This is a genomic window from Rhizobium sp. 01T444, from assembly GCF_056398305.1.
Genome location: NZ_JBFTPD010000002.1, coordinates 58,121 through 74,916 on the forward strand (window position 1 = coordinate 58,121; position 16,796 = coordinate 74,916).

The window sequence follows — 16,796 nt, forward strand, 5'->3', positions numbered from 1 at the left end:
TCGCTCCACTACCAAAAGCCGGGTGTTGTGGATTAAGCCCTGTAATGTGAAGATCGGCACGGGGCGCGTGTGGGACGATAGAAAGGAATAAGGCATCGCAATGCTGAACGGCACGATCATTGTGATACTGATTTCGCTCGCAGCCGGAGCGGCCATTCGCGCCTGGGCCTTCGCGATATTCGCGATCGTTGTCGCCCTCGGTTTCGGCATCGTGGCTCATCAAAACGCGTCGCTGCTTGAAGCCGCGCTTTACGGTCTCGCTATCCTCGTGCTGATGCAGGTCTGCTATGTGACAGGTGTCTTCGTGGCCGGGCTTTGGCGCCGCAGCCGCAAGCCGTCCAAGGAGAGTGCGATCGTCGACCCGGCGCCCGTGCCAAGCAAGCAGCAGCAGGGCTGACATCACCGACATGTTTTCTGCCCCGCACATCATCGTGATGGAAATACCGGCGTACTCATCAGAGATGCCGGCGTCCTCTGCAGACGGGTCATGCGGTTCTGCTGCCCGTAGGGGGCGGTCAGGCAACCGCTTGCGAGCCCGGCCGTAATGCTGAAAAGCAGGCCGAGGTCGGTGCTGCTTCCGGAAATCGTCGCCGAGGCAATCTGCGCGACGGAGGCGAAAACGGCAGCCATCCCAATCGCCCGGTTTTCACGGCTCGCCAGCTTGCTGCGAGCAGCAGCCGTCAGGAGGCTGTAAAGGAAGAGCAAGAACAGGGCCGTCCCGGTGAGGCCGACGTTCGACAGAAGTGCGGCGGCGAAGCTCGATGCGCGCACGGTGCCGAGGCCTGCCCCGAAAGTGGCTGTTTCCACGAAAGAGACCAGCGCCAATGTGTTCCAGGCGGTGCGCTCCTCGCCGGATTGCGATTCGAGCTTATTGGCCAGGGTGACGTTCGCCAAATCGCCGACGGCGTTCCACGCGCTCGGGATCAGGGCCACAGCCATGATCACGCAGGGCACCATGAGCAGAGTGATCAAAAGGAAGGTCGCATAGGGACGTGTGGCCTGGCCGCTCAAAAGCCGCTTGAGGCTAAACAGGATCGCAACACCGATCATGAAGAGGCCGGCGACATAGGCCGTCGTCGAGGTGCAGAGGATCACGGTCAGGCCGACCGATACCGTTGCAAAGCCGGTGAAGCGGCTCGGGAAGCGCTCAAGCCAGAGGATGAGGGTGAAGCTGAAAAACACCAGAGCCGCCGCACCATAGGCACTTGCCTCCGGGAAGGAACCGACGATGCGCTTGAAGCCGCCGATGACCTCGGCTGTGTGCATCGTATAGTTGGCGTTGCGCATGAAATCGAGCAGGTCAGGCTGACCTATCGTGAACGTTGCGATATCGAGCAGGGCGAAACCCAGGCAGACAAGCGCCGTGACGATGAGCTGGCGGGCGATGAAGCGCCCGTGCCCGAGCCGGGCAAAACCGCAGACGACAGCGAAGCAGATGAGGTCGCCGAGCAGGTAGACGGACTGCGTGAGATTGGAGGAACCCGGCGCCAGCGGCGATGCCATGATCGACATCAAGCCGGAACTGCTGCGTGCGGATGAATAAACCAGTGTCGCGCCGGCGAAAATGCGGGGCAGGAAGAAGGCCGATACGGCGGAAAACAGAACATAGGCCGCAAACCAGAAGCCGGGTCCGGGATAGGCCAGGCTAGTCAGGGCCGCCTGTTTCTGGCGCGGACGCAGCAGCACACCGATCGTGACGAAGAGCAGCAGCAGATGGCTAGGCTGAATGCTGCTGCCGCCGAGTGCGGGAAGCTGGAAGGCTGCGGCTGCACCGAGCAGCGTGGAGATGCAGAGCGCCGTGATTGCAAAGCGGGATCCATAGTAGACGAGCGCCAGGCCGAGCAGGAAGACGAGGAAGCCGATCGGTTCAATTGTCATGCCGCTACCTCCGAACCGGGTCGAGGATTCTCTGCCGTCACGCCACGCAGACCCTGCGTGCGGCGCAAAAAGACGGCAAATGCAGACATGAACTGAACTCCGACGCTAACAGGCATAATCCTACAGTGGTCTCCTAGTTCGATCCCGTCTGCGATACCCAGTTCGGACGGGGCGCATCGCTTCGGGCTACATTAGGGATGAGGGCGGCGGCCGGCTGCTGGGGCTGCGATGCAGCAGATGAGGCATCGGCAGCTGCCTCGACGCCGATCTCGATGATGTCATGCGGCAACAGGGCGGTGTTTTCATCTGCCACGATATTGGTGTAGCTGCCGTCCTCGTTGCGGCGAATGATCTTGAAGTTCTTCTTCGTCGTGCCGAGGAGCGTCGATTCTGCACCCATGCGGGCGAGTTCGGCGCTGTATCCGGCCTGATCGCCGAGGAGTTGCGCGACCTGCATGTCAATGCCCGCTTTGTTGATGGCGAGGCTGAGCGTGTTCAGCTCCTGCTGGTTTTCGGCGTTCCGCTTGTTGATGATGGTTGCCTTTTCGCGCTGGCTCTCGTTCAGCCCCTGGCGGGACTTGGTCAGCGCGATCTCGAGGTCCAGCAGTTCGCTCTGGGTTTCAGCCAGGCCGCGGTCCACCGAATATTGGCGGGTATTGCTGGTCAGGCCCTTGCTGACGAGGCTGTTGACGTTGTTCAGCTCCTGCTGCGCAAGATCGATCTGTCGTTTCTGGGAGACGATCTTGGCCTCCAGCGACTGGATTTCCTGCGTATAGAGGCGGCTCAGATCGTCTGCCGCCTCAATCTGGCTGTTGGACTCGACAGCCCGTAGGCGCATCAGGTTCAGTTCCTCCGCCTTGAGCTTGTCGATATCCGGCACGCCGGCGATCTCGGCAGGAATGTCGAAATCCGACTGACCGGCGATCTCGGCGCGCAGGCGGGCTGCACGCATCAAGAGATCTCGGCGATTCAGGAGGGCTGAGCGATAGTCGCCGGCCGACTGGATTCGGTCTCGCTGATAGTAGCTGCTGTCGTCACGCGACCGCATGTAGCCGCCTGCAATGCTGACGGCCTTGATGACGGTCATATTGGCCTCGAAGGGATAGCGTCCCGGCCGCTCGATGCTGCCGTTGACGAAGATCGGCGCGTGCTGGTCGATTTCGACAGCGATGAAAGGCCTTCCGGGAAGGTCGGCCTTGTCGGCCAGTGCATCTGAAATGGCATCCGACAGCTGCTCGGTCGTCTGGCCGGAGGCTCTGATTTGACCGGCGATCGGGATCGAAAGATTGCCCGCATCATCGACGCTGTAGGTTCCATCGAGAGCTTCCCAGCTCGCATATTTGGAATCGGTGGAACGCCATTCCACGACCCGCAGCTTTATCTTATCCTCGGGGACGAGCGTGTAGCTGTCGGCGTGGGCAGCACTCCATCCCATCGCGCAGGTAAAGACGGCGGCAAGGCCAACGAATGGAAGACGATCAAGGAAAGACATGGGCCACATGGCGTCTGTTACCTCCGTTTTGCCGCGATGGATGGTGAAGGCATCTCGCGATTTGAGGACTGGCTGAGTTCGAGGATGCGCATGGGAGATGCACGTCCCATCAGCAGATCGGATAAAGCCAGGAAATTGCCGTTCAGCCGGCCACGACGGTCGACCGCGCGATCATTGAGCAGGGTGCCCCGGGCGTTCGCCAGGATATTCCGGCCGATCTGCGCCAGCGCGCGGGTCAAGGACATGGTGCCCTTGCGCATCAGATGCACGGGATTTGCGACTTGCGAATAGCCGAGCCTCTTGCCGGGCTGGCGTCCGGACTTGACGCCGAGATGGACGCCGCAGGCGCCCGAAATATGCACCGATCGTCCGTAGCGAGCGATGGACCGGCTGAAATCGACATCTTCGAGCCAGCCGTAGAGTGGCAACTCCTCGTCGAAGGCGAGCCCGTGGCCGACAATTGGCGCCAGCCGAACCGCCATGTTGCATCCATAGGCGTTATAGATTTCGGTCACCTGCTCGCCTCTTTCGCCTGTGGTCTTGATGACATGCATGGCTTCGGACTGGGTCAGCCCCTTGCCGAGAATGCCGTCGGCGAGGACGTCTCCGGTCGCGATGACCACATCCGGATTGTCGGCGAAAACGGCTGCCATGCGCGGAATAAAGCCGGGCGCGGGAATGAAGTCGTCGTCGAGGAAGATCAGCACGTCCATATCCGCGCTTGCGGCTTCAATGATCCGATTGCGCTGGCAGGTCAGGCCGCGGGGGCCGACCTTCAATTCCACGCCCTTTCGGTCGGCGAGCCCGGCAGCGTCATCCAGGTTGGGGACGCATATGATGATACGCTCCGGGTGAGGCTGGAGGCTGTCGATATAGGTTACCGTCTCCAGAAGCGTCGCGGGCCGGCCCGCCGAGGCAATGCCGACGGCGATCTTCAGCTTCGGTGCTTGTGGGGTCGGAGCCATCATGTCTGAACACTCGCTGGTGTGTTGTTGATGATCGCGCCAAGAATTTCTGCGCCGACATTGCGCATGCTGTCGATGACGCGAACGGTCTCGTCAATCGAAGTGCGGCCGTAAGAGGTTACGACAAGAACGCCGTCCAGCTCCGGAGCGATCGCATTGGCGTCAGGCGACGAGGTGAAGGCGGAGATATCGACGAATATGGCGTCGAATTCCTTCTTCAGATCGCTGAAGTTGAGCTGAGTGCGGCGCGAGCTTAGACGGACGGCGGGCGTCACGGCGCGGACCTTGCCAAGAGGCAGGAACTTGAGCGTCGGTGTCAGTGACAGGGTGGCGGTGCGGATTGCCTCGATATTGTCGAGCACGTCGATCAGGCCGGCTGAACTGTTCGGCGCAATGGACTTGCTCAGGGAAGATCTTGTCGCCGCGGCATCGATCAGCAGGGTACGCGAACCTGATATTGCCGAGAGCACGGCAAGCTCGCAGGCGATGGTGGATGCTCCTCCGCCCGGGTTAACGGCCACGATGCCGATCACCACGCGCCGTCTGCGGCGAAAGCCTGTGACAGTCGCACCAAGTTCGGCCATTCCGGGGATCATTGGATAGGCGACGGTGCCGCTATCATTGGCAGTAGGCAACGCCGCCGCGCGGCCAGCCCTTTTTGCGCGTCCAAGGGGTGTGACGAAAGACAGGCCGGCCGCCTGCGAGAGCTGGTTGGTGCGCATGATGCGCCGGTCGCTGACATGGCGGATCATGGCCAGGCCAAGGCCGGAACCGGCGCCTACGATCAGCGCGAAGGCGAGGATCAGCGAATTGTTCGGCTGCGCCTTGGAGAGCGGTGAGGTGGCCCGCGAAACGATGGTGGCGTCGGAGACCGGATAGGAAATGCGCTGCTTGGCCTCGGTGTACTGCGTGAGGGTGTTTTCGAAGAGGGTGCGGCGGGCGTCGGTCGCGCTCTGCAACTCAGCAAGCTTGAACTGGTCGCGCGGGTTCGCCTTGAAGGTGGCAAGCGCACTTGCGGCATCGGCAAGTCCGCGCTGCTGTTCATTGACGAACTGTTCTAGCCATTCGCTGTACTGCTGGGCCGCAGCGGCCTTCATCTGGACATTCTTGCGGATGTATTGCTGGGCAACCGCATCGGCGATCTCAACCGCCGTCTGCGGGTTGGATGCGGATGCGGATATTTCGAGGATCGTCGATTGGCCGATGCGGCGCATCGCGACAATATTGCGCAGCCGTGCGATCGCCCGGTCGGTCCGCTGCGCTTCCTGGCTCGTCGCAGCTGGCTGGGCATTGCCCGAGGTTGCATCACCCTGTGCCGTCTCCGGTGGGGCGGTGGTGGTGGCGTTGCCCGTCAGCCAGTCCTTGACCTTGTCCTGCAGGGACAGGGACTGATTGGAGAAGGCCGGATCGTTGGCGAGGTTCAGCGCGCTGGCGGCGCCGCCAAGCACGTCGCTGGACTTCGCTATTTCAAGCTGTGCATCGATGAAGGCGTCTTCGGCGAACGCGCGTTGAGCGTCCGAGCCGTTCACCTGCGGGAAGACCATAAGCTGGGTACTGGCCACGTAGGTCGGCTTGGCGATGAGGAGATAGGCAGCGGCAAGTGCCAGGAAGACCAGGATGGTAGACACGATCCAAGGCCAACGCATCCTGACGAAAAAGGACATGTCCCGCAGCGTCAGCGACGAACTACCGCTGGCCGTGGCCGGCAAAGATATCGGGGAGACGCTGCTGAAGACGTGATTTGAGTTCATAGTGTCCTGATCCAAAGGGCGAGAGTGTCTTCTTCGTTGATATCCAGCAGGTGCGTATGGCCCGGGTCGGGCTATGCGTCGTTCTTGGATTAGTAGCAGCCGCGCTGCGAGAACAGGGCGGGAACGGTCTTTGCGATGATGATGAAATCGCGCGCGAGCGACCAGTCGCGGACATATTGGACATCAAGCGCAACTCGATATTCGTAGCTGACATCGTTGCGGCCGCTGGTCTGCCACTGTCCGGTCAGGCCTGGTCTTGCGGCCATATAGCTCGTGACATGCTCGCCGTAGCGGGCGAGTTCTTCAGCCGTCACCGGCCGCGGGCCTACAACGCTCATTTCGCCGCGCAGGATATTGATGAGCTGAGGGAGCTCATCGATGCTGGACTTCCTCAGGATCTCACCGACAGTGGTGATGCGCGGATCGTTCTTCAGCTTCCGCGTCGTTTCCCACTCGGCCCGCGCTGAGGGATTGGCGCGCAGCAACTCGGCGAGCTGTGCGGCGGCATCGGTCTTCATGGTGCGGAACTTGAGACAGCCGAAGGCGGCGCCCCCATATCCAATCCGCGTATGCGAATAGAAGACTGGCCCGGGATCGCTCAACTTTACGATGAGTGCTACGATCAGCATCAGAGGTGACAGCAGAACCAGAGCGGTGGTTGCCACGACGATATCAACCGCGCGCTTGGATGCCCTTCCGACCACATGAGGCCGTGATACTATGCGACGATCGTTATTCGGCGCGGACTGGTCAACGTTCGGCCAGGATTCACGAACTTCAATACTCTGTGTTTCCCAAGTCATCGACCGACTCCAAAAGTTTCCGGTTAGAACCTTATGAAGTTTGGTGCAGCGCAATGTGCTTGTCTGTGACCGCGGTCATAATGATTAGCAAATTCTTTATGCTAATACTGTAATGCTACGGAGTTCTCTACGAATTCGGCGGCAGGGGATTTCTACATCCTATTTTTATTCGAAAATTTAACTTACATGTCGTCTAAGGCGCACGGCTTGAATAGATGAAGCCGGGCGTTGTAGCTATTTTTTGAACAATTTTGATAGGGACCGCCCCAAAAATAGGCGGTTTGGCTTAATACCTCTCCTGAATTCGACGGATACTAGAAAAAATATAATCTATATAACTGGTGGTATTGTCACTATTATTTGAGATGCTCTTGTCATCTTCGATTGTTATTTGACTCTCAAGTTAGGACAATATAAATGATGCAGTGCAGCATCAGCTACGACCAATCTGTTTTGTTGGGGAGTTATGCGCATGGACGGAGCTACACAAACGAGAGACTATAGGGTCGCTGTGGGCAATGCGGCTATTAGCGTTGTTCCGGATACATCTTTGAACAATCGCATCTCAAGTGACGACGACTTCCCGTTCTGCCGCGCGACTATACGAAATTTTCGTCGCGGCGAACTTATTGCAGGCGCTGGAGTCTTTGTAGATATGTTTGCTCGCGTGCAGCGCGGGCTAGTCAGCGCCAGTACGATGCTGCCAGACGGCAGGGAGTTCATTGTGGAGATCATTCCGAGGGGCGGTTTGATCGGTGAGCTCGAAGTATTACGTAAGCAAATACTGAATCTGGAGTATAGAGCCAGTTCGGATTGCGAGCTATACTTCTTCGAAGGCCGGCTGCTGCGGGAAAGGTACGCCACCGATCCGCAGTTCCAGGAGAAGGTTTTTTCGAGAACGCTTGCGCGTGTTTCCGAGCTGGAGCGCCGCATCATTTCGAACGCCGGATCCAGCCTTCAGTCGCGGCTGGCGGCAATGCTTCTGCGGCTATCTTCGGTCTACGGAAAGGATACGCCGGCGAACCGGGACGTGCTGATAATTTCCCAGAACGATCTGGCGGCGACGCTTCCGGCTTCTCGTGAAAAAGTCAACCAGTGCTTGCGTCGCCTGCGTGAATGCAAGGTGATCGACGGAGCCCAGGGCAGGATTCGTATCCTCAACCGCAAGGCGCTGGAAGCCTATGCCGACGGTGCGGCGTCGGCAAAATAATGCACTTCGTCACGATCCGGCTGCCGTTCGCAGCCGGTCCGTGACCACTTCACCCTCATGGACGGTTAGGGGCCTGGCCGTCAAAAAGCATCCATTGTGTCTGTCGTCGGAGAGCTTCTATGAACGACATCGGCCAACTGCGTCCTGATGAGAATGGGCCTGCCGTTTCGACGTTGCGGTGGCCGGCTTCCGGACGCTACGCAAAAATATGGAGGGACGGCATCGCGGCGCACCCGGCGCTCGACCGTGTGGTCGTCATTGACGATTATTCGACGGCGAGGGGTGGGGCGACGGCCCTTGCGGTCCTGTCGGCGAAGCTCTTCTGCGGACTCGGCATTGCCGTGACCTATATCTGCGGCGACGATGGAGCGAACGAGGAGCTTGCTTCCCTCGGCGTTTCAATCGTCAAGCTGAATAGCCGCGATCTCTTGAGTTCCAACCGAGCCAAGGCCTTCGCGACCGGCATTCATAATCCGGCAGCCGGCAGCATGATTTCCGCCTGGGTGCGGGCCAATGATACGCCCAGGACAGCCTATCATGTTCATGGCTGGCATCAGATCCTGTCACCGGCGGTCTTCGACGCGCTTGCACCCGTTGCCGACCGATGCGTCGTTCACGCCCATGATTTCTTTACCGGTTGTCCCAATGGGGCCTTTTTCGACTATCAGGCGCAGGAGATCTGCCAGCGGCGTCCGCTCGGGGCAGGCTGCATCACCACCTCCTGCGACAAGCGAAGCTATGCGCAAAAGCTGTGGCGCGCGGCCCGCGGCGCCAATCTCTTGCGCGCGCTGAGAAGCCGTCCCGCCTTTAGCAGGATCATCCTGCTCCACGAAAAGATGGCAGAGTTCCTGGTGGGCTCCGGCTACCAGCCGGAACGGCTCGTCACCATCCGCAATCCGATCGCGCCACTGACGGCCGAGCGAGTCATGGCCGAGGACAATGATGAGTTCGTCTTCATCGGCCGACTGGACGAGGAAAAGGGCATCGAAGACGCGCTTGCTGCGGTGCGCAGGGCTGGTGCAAGGCTTTGCGTGATTGGCGACGGACCGCTGATGCCGAAGGTCGTGGCGGCGGGCGATCATGTCCGGGCCATGGGCTGGCAGTCGCATGCGGAGATCGGCCGGATCATCCGCACCGCAAGCGCGCTTGTCATGCCGTCTCGCTATCCGGAGCCGTTCGGCCTTGTGGCGATCGAGGCGGCGCGCAGCGGCCTTCCCGTTATCATGACCAAGGGTGCTTTCCTTGCCGAGGAAATGGAGAGGGCCGGAATGGCGATCTCCTGCAACACGATGGACGAGGAAGCCTTCGCCACAACGCTGATGGCCTTCCGCAAAATGCCGAAGGAGGATGTTCGCCTCATGAGCGAACGCGCCTTCCGGCTGTCGCCCAATCTGGCAACGACACACGAAGAATGGCGCGATGCCCTTCTCGCGCAATACCGCAGTCTGATTCCGACGAATGTAGTGCCCGAGCCGAGGGGCGGGGCGATCGTACAAGGAGCGTTCAGGTGACTGTTAAAGTAGCAAGCTCTCTCCCCGAAGCAATGGCATTCCGGGGCGACGCGCCCGTCGTGGCAAGAAGCCGGGTCGTCGAAGCCGGCAGTAGGGTCGATGCGAAGCAGCCTCGCGTCGCTATCGTCCACTACTGGCTGGTATCGATGCGCGGTGGCGAAAAGGTGGTGGAAGAACTCTGCCGTATGTTCCCTCAGGCAGACATCTTCACGCTGGTGCATAATCCCGAGCGTACCAGCGATTTCCTGAACAGCCGCAACATCCAAACGTCCTTCCTGCAGAAGATCCCGCGTTCTACGCGCCATTACACAAAGATGCTGCCGCTCATGCCCTTCGCGCTCGAGCACTTTGACCTGCAGGACTATGATCTTGTCATTTCAAGTGAATCCGGCCCCGCCAAGGGTGTCATCACCCGGGCGGATGCACTCCACATCTGCTACTGCCATTCGCCGATGCGCTACATCTGGGATCAGTTCCATGTGTACCGGCGCGGTGTTTCATGGATCGGCAAGGCAATGATGTCACTCACGGCTCCGATGCTGCGGGCCTGGGATGTGACGACCGCCTCGCGCGTCGATACGTTCGTAGCGAATTCCAGCTATGTCGCGGGCCGTATCCGCCGCTTCTATGACCGTGACGCCGTTGTTATCTATCCGCCGGTCGCGACCGACGATTTCGCCATCGGGCAGGGCAAGGGCGAATTCTATCTCTATGCGGGCCAGCTCACCGCCTATAAGCGGCCGGATATTGCCGTGAAGGCCTGCACGGAAATGGGCCGCAATCTGGTCGTGATCGGTGAGGGCGAGCAGGAGGCCTATCTTAGGTCAATCGCCGGACCGACGGTACAGTTTCTCGGGCATCAGCCGTTCCCGGTTCTGCGCGATCACCTGTCGCGCTGCCGCGCGCTGCTGTTCCCCGGCATCGAAGACTTCGGCATTCTGCCGGTGGAAGCGATGGCGTCCGGCCGGCCGGTTCTGGCCTTCGATGCTGGCGGCGCACGCGAGACTGTCTGCGCACCGCATGTCGGCTTCCGCTTTGCCGAGCAGAGTACGGAAGCGTTGATGGAAACGATGGCAGCCTTCGAAGCGGTCGAGGACACGCTCGATCCGGTGGCGATCCATAATCACGCCCTGATATTCTCCGCAGCGGTGTTTCGCGACCGCCTCGGCTCGCTCATCGATGAGCAACTCGCCAAGCATGGTCATCAGGCCGCAAGCCCCGTCAGGAGGAAAGTAAGCTGACACGCACAAAAACCCCGGAGCGTCGGCACCCGGCGCTCCCCAGAAGAGGTTCGTTGCTCATGGCCAAGGAATAGATCGTGTCAAGCGTATCGCATAGAACGGCGACAGCAAGCATCTGGACAATCAGCGGAAAATTCCTGGCACGACTGCTCGATTTCGTGAGCCTGCTCATTCTTGCAAGACTTTTGAGCCCGGCCGATTTCGGAATCGTCGCCATTGCCACGTCGGTTCTTGTCATCGTCGAGGCGATCCTCGATCTGCCGCTCACCCAGGCGTTGGTGCGTGTTCCCTTGCCAACTGAGCGGATGTTTGCAACGGCCTTTACGTTGAGCCTCCTAAGAGGAACGGCGATCAGCCTGTTGATGRTCGTCATCGCCTGGCCGATGGCTCTCATCTACAACGATCCGCGGCTTTTCCAACTGGTTGCTGTGGTTTCTATCGCGCCTGCGATGCGTAGTGTGATCAGCCCGCGCATGGTGCTCTTCATGCAGCGCTTCGACTTCCGGCGCGAATTTGCCCTCGACATCATCGCCAAGGGATCGACTCTGATCTTCGGCGTCGGTGTCGCGCTTGCGACCGACAGTTACTGGGGGCTGGCGATTGGCGCCGTTGCCGGACCGACGGCGTCGACCATCKTCTCCTATATCTTCGCGCCGATGCGGCCGAGGCTCAGCCTTTCGGAATGGAAGCACTTCCAGGACATGATCGGCTGGAACACGATTTCGCAGGTTCTCAATTCACTCAACTGGCAGATGGACCGGCTGCTGCTGCCGCGCTTTACGAGCCTTTCCACCTACGGTGCCTTCAGCGTCGCGGATAATCTTGCCGGTATTCCCTATCAGACATTCGTCGGTCCGCTGATGCGCCCGCTGATGGCCGCCTTTTCCAATGTCAGCGACCGAGGCAAGCAGATTACCGCCTATTTGAAGGCCACCAATGCAATCATGGTCGTGGCGGCTCCCATCCTGTTCGTCATCATTTTCCTGGCCGAACCGATCCTGCGCATCGTCGTCGGCGAGAAGTGGGCCTTTGCGGCGCCGATCCTGCAGTGGCTCTGCGCCGTCAGCCTGATCGGTCTGCCGACGACCATCATGCCGCCGCTCGTTATGGTTCTCGACAAGACCCGCTATGTGGCGCTCAGGATGTTTGCTGAATTCGCAGTGAGGGCACCGGTTACGGTGCTCGGCGTCGTGATGTTCGGGCTTGACGGTGCGCTGGCAGCGCGCGTCATCGCCGCTGTCGTTGCCTATGTCGTCTGCCTTGTTATCACGCAGCGGCTGATCGGTGCCTCGATTGGCGCGCAGCTCTATGCGTTTGTCCGGCCGCTTGCGGCCTGCCTGCCGATGATCGGTTTCCTGCTCTGGGTTCAGCCTGTTCTCATCGCCATGCCGCTCGGCATCGAACTCGTCATCGGCGTCGGTCTCTGCAGCGTTGCGGCGCTTGCAATCTTCTGGGTTTCCTCCCTGCTCTTGTGGCAGGCCGTAGGGCGGCCCGACGGGCTGGAAGCCATCGTCGTCAGAAAGATCATGCCCTGGCGAAACGGAGTCGTCGTTTCATGATCGGCTCCCAAAACCCCACAACGGGGTCGAAATCTCCTGGAGGGAGAAACATGCACCACACGAAATTTGCCGGAAGATTTGCGCTTCTTATCGTCATCGGCCTTTTCGGCCCACCAAGTCCGCGGCCGAGCGAGGCAGAAGAGCCGCTCAATCTCGACGATTTTCAGCTGACCTTTGCCGAAGACTTCAACACGCTCGATGCTTCGGCCTGGGGCGAGAACGGATCGCGCTGGATCGCGCATACACCGTGGAATGGCGATTTCGGCGATGCTCAGTTTACCGACCCGATGGACGGTTTCCCTTTTACGGTCAATGACGGCATCTTGCGGATCGAGGCTCGGAAGGATGCGGATGGTAAGTGGCGCTCCGGCCTGCTTGCCTCTACCAATCCGAAGGGCGAAGGCTTCTCTCAGACGTTCGGTTATTTTGAAGCGCGTATGAAGCTGCCGCCCGGCAAGGGCGTCTGGCCGGCTTTCTGGCTGATCGGCCTCGATCGGTCCAAATTTACCTCGGAAATCGACGTGATCGAATATTACGGCCGTGCGCCCGGCGAGTTCAGCATGGGCTATCATGTCTGGCGCCCGAGCAACCAGCACACGACGGACGGCCATCTGACGAATGTGCCCGAAGGCTCGCTCAGCAGCGACTATCACACTTTTGGCGTCGATATCGGCCCGCAGAAATCAACATTCTATCTGGATCGCAATCCCCTTTGGAGCTTCGATACGCCGCCGGAATTCCACATGCCCTTCTATCCGCTGGTCAATCTTGCGCTCGGCTCAGGCTGGCCGATCGATGAAACGCCGAACCCGTCCTATCTGCTGGTCGATTACATCCATGTCTATCAGCGCAAGAACCTGATTTCGGCCAAAAACAATTAGGGCCGGATGGCGGTCTGCGAGCGTTTGAGCGCGTCGAGTACGATGCCGGTCAACCGGCGCGATGGGGAGCTGCGCGGCCACAGCATCCCGACCTCACGCGGTGGAAAGGGCACAGGCAGTTCGAGGATAGCGAGGTTGAGGCCTTCCGGCCAGGGTCTTGCCCAGTCCGGCACCAGAGAGACGCCGAGCCCATTGGCGACCATGACCGAGATCGCTTCGAGGGAATCGAGTTCCAGACGTTCAGCCGGCTTCAAACCCTGTCTTTGAAGATATTCGTCGGCAAGGCGGCCGCCCCAGTTGTTCCGGTCGTAGCGGATGAAGGGGCGGGTCTTCAGGAGCGCGTGCGGGTTCTCGCCCCGGCAATCGGCAGGCGCTACGAGAACCAGACGTTCGGCCCGCAGCAGTTCCCATTCCAATGTTTTCGGTATCGAAAAAGGTGGCTTTACGATGATTGCCGCGTCGATATCCCGGTCTATCAGCCGCTGGTAGAGATCGGTCGACGGGCCTGGCAGCAGGAAAACCTCGACCAGCGGCATACTGGCGAAGACTTCATGCAGGGCTGAGGGCAGCAGTCCGGTCAGCGCTGTCGTGATGGCGCCGAGACGAAGCTCGCCGGAAGGCAGATCGGCATTGGCAAGGCTGCGCAGATCGCGGACCTCTGCGAGGATCCTGCGGCTCTTTTCGATGATGGCGTGGCCGGTATCGGTCGGGCGGACACGGCGGCCAACCCGGGTCAGCAGCGGCACGCCGACATCGTCTTCCAGCGCCTGCATGCGCTGGGCGACCGCGGCCGGCGTGATGCCGAGGCGACGGGAGGCTTCGGCCAGCGATCCGAGTTCGGCAACCAGCAGGAAGGTATCGAGAAAGCGCGTTTCCATAAGAAAAGTTTTTCTATCTTCTGAAACTGGAAAAAGCGAGATTTTTCTTCTTTTCGTGATCGCCATAATGCTGACGAAACCGGAGTATCTGCCTTGGATATGCAATTGAATGGAAAGACCGCGCTGGTGTTCGGCGCTGGTGGTGGTTTGGGTGGCGCGATTGCCCGGTCGCTGGCCTCGGAAGGCGTTCGCGTCGCCGTTGCCGATATCGATGAAGCCGCGGCCAGGAAGACGGCGGAAGGCATCGTTTCCGCTGGAGGGAAGGCGCTGGCGATCGGCTGGGATATCGCCGATCTCTCTGTTATCGAGGCGAGGCTGGCTGTGATCGCCGATACTTTTGGGGCCGTCGATATCCTCGTCAACAATACGGGCGGACCGCCACCAACACCGGCCTCCGGTCAATCGGCGGAAACCTGGTCGAAATATTTCGACATGATGGTGCGTTCGGTGATTGCCGTGACGGATGCCGTATTGCCCGGCATGAAGGCGCGCGGTTGGGGCCGTGTCATTACGTCCACGTCATCTGGCGTCGTGGCGCCGATCCCCAATCTGGGTATTTCCAACAGCCTGCGTCTGGCGTTGGTCGGCTGGTCGAAGACGCTCGCCCGTGAGATCGGCCGCGATGGGATTACCGCCAATATCGTGCTGCCGGGGCGCATCGCGACCGGCCGCATTACTTTCCTCGACGAGCAGAAGGCGAAGCGCGAAAACCGGCCGGTGGAAGAAGTGACGGCGGAGAGCACAGCCGCCATTCCTGTCGGGCGTTACGGCCGGCCGGAGGAATATGGCGACACGGTTGCTTTTCTCGCCAGCCCGCGCGCATCCTATATTACCGGCTCCGTCATCCGCATCGACGGCGGCCTCATCCAGAGCATATGAGGTGCAATCCATGTCTCTAGATCCAGCCGTTATCGAAACTCTGAAGGGCGTCTCCACGGCGACTCTGACAACCGTGCTTCTGAAAAAGGGGCTCAGGAATGTCTGGATGCGCGGTACAAAGCCGCTAAGGCCGGGCCAGGAGCGGGTGGTCGGCCCAGCCTTCACGCTGCGTTTCGTACCGGCGCGTGAGGATCTGGCAACGCCCGAAAGCTGGGCTTCGCCGATCTCCACGCGGGCGGCGATCGAGGATATGCCCGAGGGATGCATCGCCGTGGTCGATGCGATGGGGGTGCAGGATGCCGGTATCTTCGGCGATATTCTGTGCGCCCGGATGATGAAGCGTAAGGTCGCGGCCTTGGTCAGCGATGGTGTGGTGCGCGATCTGGAAGGGGTGCTTGCGAGCGAGTTGCCCGTCTGGTGCGATGGCATGGCTGCGCCGCCCTCGGTCGCCGGGCTGACCTTCGTCGGCTGGCAACAGCCGATCGCCTGCGGTGGTGTTGCTGTTTTCCCCGGCGATATCGTCGTTGCGGACAAGGACGGCGCCGTGCTTATCCCAGCCGCCTTGCTCGATGCGGTGCTTGCCGAAGCGCCGGAACAGGAGCGCATGGAAGGCTGGATCATGACCGAAATCGACCGGGGCGTGCCTCTGCCTGGTCTCTATCCCATGAACGCGGAAACGAAGGCACGCTATCAGGCGTGGAAGGATGCACAATGAGCTTCGGAACTGACGCAAAGGGCGTCTATGCAATTGCGACCACGCCATTCCTGCCTGATGGTACTCTCGACGCGCCTTCAATCGACAAGTTGACCGACTTCTATCAGGACAGCGGCGTTACCGGCATGACCATCCTCGGGATCATGGGCGAGGCTCCGAAGCTTGAGCCGGCGGAATCGCGAGCAATCATTCGCCAGGTGGTCGGCCGTTCAAGAGTGCCGGTCGTTGTCGGCGTCTCTGCACCTGGCTTTGCGGCGATGCGTTCGCTCGCCCGCGATGCGATGGACATGGGGGCTGCCGGCGTGATGATCGCGCCGACGCCGGCGCTTCGCACCGATGAGCAGATCGTCCAGTATTTTGCGCAGGCTGTTGAGGCCGTCGGCACTGACGTTCCGTGGGTGCTACAGGATTATCCACTGACGCTGACGGTCGTCATGTCGGCCAGCGTGGTTGCCAAGATCATTTCCGATCATCCCTCCTGCGTCATGCTCAAGCACGAGGACTGGCCGGGGCTGGAGAAGATCTCAAAGTTGCGCGCCATGCAGAAAGCCGGCGAGCTTCGGCCCTTCTCGATACTCTGCGGCAATGGCGGCATGTTCCTCGATTTCGAGCCGGAGCGTGGTGCTGACGGCGCCATGACCGGCTACGGTTTCCCGGACATGCTTGTCGAACTGGTCAATCTGTTTGCTGCGGGAAAACGCGATGAGGCGCATGATCTCTTTGATGCCCATCTGCCGCTGATCCGCTACGAGCAGCAGCTCGGCGTCGGCCTTGCCGTCCGCAAGCATGTTCTCATGCGCCGGGGCGTCATCACCTCGGATGCGCAGCGCAAGCCTGGAAGCGCGCTCAGTGCAACGGCACGGGCTGAGGTCGACTACCTGCTGCGCCGCCTTGCGCGGCACGATCCTCGCGCACCGGTCTGACGAACAAGGCTCCCCGCGGCAAAGCGGGGAGCCTTGTTGTTCAAAATGCACCGCCGCTCGCTCGATGGCGGCGCTCGCCTGCGAGGCAATGTGTAAGCAGTCGTTCTCGC

At 60.2% G+C, this 16,796-nt stretch carries 15 protein-coding genes; 9 read left to right on the top strand and 6 right to left on the bottom strand.

Annotation, left to right across the window (positions count from 1 at the left end):
• Window positions 1–100 precede the first annotated feature (100 nt).
• Window positions 101–397: a hypothetical protein gene (locus tag AC1DTN_RS03035; protein ID WP_113181748.1), complete on the top strand. Its 297-nt coding sequence runs from the start codon at window positions 101–103 to the stop codon at window positions 395–397.
• Window positions 398–426: 29 nt separating this feature from the next.
• Here AC1DTN_RS03035 and AC1DTN_RS03040 read toward each other — a convergent pair whose 3' ends face one another.
• The 5 genes from AC1DTN_RS03040 to AC1DTN_RS03060 all read right to left on the bottom strand — a co-directional run bounded on the left by AC1DTN_RS03040 (window position 427) and on the right by AC1DTN_RS03060 (window position 6,889).
• A complete protein-coding gene (locus AC1DTN_RS03040; RefSeq protein ID WP_113322672.1) occupies window positions 427–1,878 on the bottom strand; it encodes a hypothetical protein in 1,452 nt (483 codons plus the stop codon).
• Between the two features lie 133 nt (window positions 1,879–2,011).
• Complete coding sequence (locus tag AC1DTN_RS03045) at window positions 2,012–3,379, bottom strand: polysaccharide biosynthesis/export family protein (RefSeq protein WP_113322670.1); 1,368 nt, start codon at window positions 3,377–3,379, stop codon at window positions 2,012–2,014.
• 8 nt (window positions 3,380–3,387) lie between these two features.
• Window positions 3,388–4,338 (bottom strand): glycosyltransferase family 2 protein, encoded by a 951-nt coding sequence (locus tag AC1DTN_RS03050; RefSeq protein WP_113322669.1) that lies wholly within the window; start codon window positions 4,336–4,338, stop codon window positions 3,388–3,390.
• The gene (locus AC1DTN_RS03055) at window positions 4,335–6,086 is read right to left on the bottom strand and encodes a tyrosine-protein kinase domain-containing protein (protein ID WP_477919938.1); all 1,752 of its coding nucleotides are present in this window, start codon (window positions 6,084–6,086) and stop codon (window positions 4,335–4,337) included. The genes AC1DTN_RS03050 and AC1DTN_RS03055 overlap by 4 nt, the downstream gene beginning before the upstream one ends.
• Window positions 6,087–6,175: 89 nt before the next feature.
• Entirely contained in the window at window positions 6,176–6,889 is a 714-nt protein-coding gene (locus AC1DTN_RS03060; RefSeq protein ID WP_113322667.1) for a sugar transferase, read from the bottom strand.
• 472 nt (window positions 6,890–7,361) lie between these two features.
• Here AC1DTN_RS03060 and AC1DTN_RS03065 point away from each other — a divergent pair, with 472 nt between their 5' ends.
• From AC1DTN_RS03065 to AC1DTN_RS03085, 5 genes are all read left to right on the top strand, one after another.
• Entirely contained in the window at window positions 7,362–8,099 is a 738-nt protein-coding gene (locus tag AC1DTN_RS03065) for a Crp/Fnr family transcriptional regulator (RefSeq protein WP_007820756.1), read from the top strand.
• A gap of 119 nt (window positions 8,100–8,218) precedes the next feature.
• Window positions 8,219–9,610: a glycosyltransferase family 4 protein gene (locus AC1DTN_RS03070; RefSeq protein WP_442206924.1), complete on the top strand. Its 1,392-nt coding sequence runs from the start codon at window positions 8,219–8,221 to the stop codon at window positions 9,608–9,610.
• A 32-nt stretch (window positions 9,611–9,642) separates the two neighbouring features.
• Entirely contained in the window at window positions 9,643–10,851 is a 1,209-nt protein-coding gene (locus AC1DTN_RS03075) for a glycosyltransferase (protein WP_442206938.1), read from the top strand.
• A 77-nt stretch (window positions 10,852–10,928) separates the two neighbouring features.
• Entirely contained in the window at window positions 10,929–12,410 is a 1,482-nt protein-coding gene (locus tag AC1DTN_RS03080; RefSeq protein ID WP_477919941.1) for a lipopolysaccharide biosynthesis protein, read from the top strand.
• 50 nt (window positions 12,411–12,460) lie between these two features.
• Window positions 12,461–13,291 (top strand): glycoside hydrolase family 16 protein, encoded by an 831-nt coding sequence (locus AC1DTN_RS03085; RefSeq protein ID WP_442206923.1) that lies wholly within the window; start codon window positions 12,461–12,463, stop codon window positions 13,289–13,291.
• Here the strand turns inward: AC1DTN_RS03085 and AC1DTN_RS03090 are convergent.
• Window positions 13,288–14,169, bottom strand: coding sequence for a LysR family transcriptional regulator (locus AC1DTN_RS03090; RefSeq protein WP_477919942.1), 882 nt, complete (start codon window positions 14,167–14,169; stop codon window positions 13,288–13,290). The two genes, AC1DTN_RS03085 and AC1DTN_RS03090, sit on opposite strands and share 4 nt — an antisense overlap.
• 93 nt (window positions 14,170–14,262) lie before the next feature.
• On the opposite strand from AC1DTN_RS03090, the gene AC1DTN_RS03095 reads away from it, so the two are divergent.
• Genes AC1DTN_RS03095 through AC1DTN_RS03105 form a run of 3 tightly spaced genes read left to right on the top strand, consistent with a single transcriptional unit; the run spans window position 14,263 to window position 16,686 of the window.
• A complete protein-coding gene (locus AC1DTN_RS03095; protein WP_162748009.1) occupies window positions 14,263–15,048 on the top strand; it encodes an SDR family oxidoreductase in 786 nt (261 codons plus the stop codon).
• A gap of 10 nt (window positions 15,049–15,058) precedes the next feature.
• On the top strand, window positions 15,059–15,763 hold the full coding sequence (locus AC1DTN_RS03100; RefSeq protein ID WP_113322662.1) for a ribonuclease activity regulator RraA: 705 nt from the start codon (window positions 15,059–15,061) through the stop codon (window positions 15,761–15,763).
• Window positions 15,760–16,686, top strand: coding sequence for a dihydrodipicolinate synthase family protein (locus AC1DTN_RS03105; protein WP_113322661.1), 927 nt, complete (start codon window positions 15,760–15,762; stop codon window positions 16,684–16,686). Before AC1DTN_RS03100 ends, AC1DTN_RS03105 begins: the two co-directional genes overlap by 4 nt.
• Window positions 16,687–16,796: the final 110 nt, after the last annotated feature.

What these genes read in the sequence shown, in the direction of transcription:
- AC1DTN_RS03105 (WP_113322661.1), top strand. Translation starts at nt 15,760, where the DNA reads ATGAGCTTCGGAACTGACGCAAAGGGCGTCTATGCAATTGCGACCACG.
- AC1DTN_RS03035 (WP_113181748.1), top strand. Translation starts at nt 101, where the DNA reads ATGCTGAACGGCACGATCATTGTGATACTGATTTCGCTCGCAGCCGGA.
- AC1DTN_RS03085 (WP_442206923.1), top strand. Translation starts at nt 12,461, where the DNA reads ATGCACCACACGAAATTTGCCGGAAGATTTGCGCTTCTTATCGTCATC.
- AC1DTN_RS03055 (WP_477919938.1), bottom strand. Translation starts at nt 6,086, where the DNA reads ATGAACTCAAATCACGTCTTCAGCAGCGTCTCCCCGATATCTTTGCCG.
- AC1DTN_RS03045 (WP_113322670.1), bottom strand. Translation starts at nt 3,379, where the DNA reads ATGTGGCCCATGTCTTTCCTTGATCGTCTTCCATTCGTTGGCCTTGCC.
- AC1DTN_RS03065 (WP_007820756.1), top strand. Translation starts at nt 7,362, where the DNA reads ATGGACGGAGCTACACAAACGAGAGACTATAGGGTCGCTGTGGGCAAT.
- AC1DTN_RS03070 (WP_442206924.1), top strand. Translation starts at nt 8,219, where the DNA reads ATGAACGACATCGGCCAACTGCGTCCTGATGAGAATGGGCCTGCCGTT.
- AC1DTN_RS03090 (WP_477919942.1), bottom strand. Translation starts at nt 14,169, where the DNA reads ATGGAAACGCGCTTTCTCGATACCTTCCTGCTGGTTGCCGAACTCGGA.
- AC1DTN_RS03075 (WP_442206938.1), top strand. Translation starts at nt 9,643, where the DNA reads ATGGCATTCCGGGGCGACGCGCCCGTCGTGGCAAGAAGCCGGGTCGTC.
- AC1DTN_RS03050 (WP_113322669.1), bottom strand. Translation starts at nt 4,338, where the DNA reads ATGATGGCTCCGACCCCACAAGCACCGAAGCTGAAGATCGCCGTCGGC.
- AC1DTN_RS03060 (WP_113322667.1), bottom strand. Translation starts at nt 6,889, where the DNA reads ATGACTTGGGAAACACAGAGTATTGAAGTTCGTGAATCCTGGCCGAAC.
- AC1DTN_RS03040 (WP_113322672.1), bottom strand. Translation starts at nt 1,878, where the DNA reads ATGACAATTGAACCGATCGGCTTCCTCGTCTTCCTGCTCGGCCTGGCG.
- AC1DTN_RS03100 (WP_113322662.1), top strand. Translation starts at nt 15,059, where the DNA reads ATGTCTCTAGATCCAGCCGTTATCGAAACTCTGAAGGGCGTCTCCACG.